We start from the raw sequence: 1,343 nt of genomic DNA, 5'->3' as shown, positions 1-1,343 counted from the left end.
GGTCAGCCCATCCGCCTCGTGAAGCACGTGGTCTACCACACCTCGCGCGGCGTGCCCGTGCGTGAGCTCGCCGACCGGTGCGAGCGCACGCTCGACCGCGCACACGCCGAGAACGTCGACGAGACCTTCGCGAAGCAGCGCGAGTGGCTCGACGACTACTGGGCACGCAGCGACGTCGAGATCACCGGCCAGCCCGCGATCCAGCAGGCCGTGCGGTGGAACCTCTTCCAGCTCGCGCAGGCCACGGCCCGCACCGACGGCCACGGCATCGCCGCGAAGGGCGTCACCGGCTCCGGCTACGGCGGCCACTACTTCTGGGACATGGAGATCTACGTCCTGCCGTTCCTGTCGTACACGGCGCCGATCGTTGCCCGGAACGCCCTGCGCTTCCGCTACAACATGCTCGACGCGGCACGGGCGCGAGCCCGCGAGCTGAACCAGCGCGGGGCGCTGTTCCCGTGGCGGACCATCAACGGCGAGGAGTCCAGCGCGTACTACGCCGCCGGCACCGCGCAGTACCACATCGACGCCGACATCGCCCATGCACTCATGCAGTACGTGCGGGCATCGGGCGACCGTGAGTTCCTGAAGCGCGGCGCCATCGACGTGCTCGTGGAGACCGCCCGACTCTGGGCCGACCTCGGGTTCTGGCGGTCCAACGGCGACAAGAAGTTCCACATCGACGGCGTCACCGGACCGGACGAGTACACGACCGTCGTCGACGACAACCTCTACACGAACGTGATGGCGCGTGCGAACCTGTGGTTCGCCGTCAACGCCTGCCGCGAGCTCGCCGCCGACGACGCCGAAGAGTACGACCGCATGGTGCGCCGGACCGGCCTGCGCCCCGTCGGGCTCGTCGAGTGGGAGCACGCCGCCGAGTCGATGGAGATCCCCTTCGACCCGCACCGCGGCATCCACCCGCAGGACGCCCAGTTCCTCGACAAGGAACTCTGGGACCTCGAGAACACCCCCGACTCCAAGCGCCCGCTGCTGCTCCACTACCACCCGCTGGTGATCTACCGGTTCCAGGTGCTCAAGCAGGCCGACGTCGTGCTCGCACTGTTCCTGCAGGGGCACGAGTTCACGGCGGCCGAGAAGCGTCGCGACTTCGACTACTACGACGCACTCACCACCGGTGACTCCACGCTGTCGGCGGTCGTGCAGTCGATCATGGCGGCCGAGGTCGGCTACCACGACCTCGCCGACCAGTACTTCCAGACCGCGCTCTACGTCGACCTGGCGGACCTGCACGGCAACACCTCGGACGGCGTGCACATCGCGTCGACCGGTGGCATCTGGGGTGCGCTGGTCAACGGCTTCGGCGGCATGCGCGACCACGG

The 1,343-nt window shown here is 68.7% G+C and carries 1 pseudogene; it reads left to right on the top strand.

Going from position 1 to position 1,343, the window contains the following annotated elements:
- Positions 1-1,343: pseudogene (locus tag BACI9J_RS23650) on the top strand (glycoside hydrolase family 65 protein); the annotation flags it as partial.

Source organism: Arthrobacter sp. 9V (genome assembly GCF_902506065.1).
Classification (GTDB): domain Bacteria; phylum Actinomycetota; class Actinomycetes; order Actinomycetales; family Micrococcaceae; genus Arthrobacter.
This window is presented reverse-complemented; position numbering and strand designations above follow the sequence as displayed.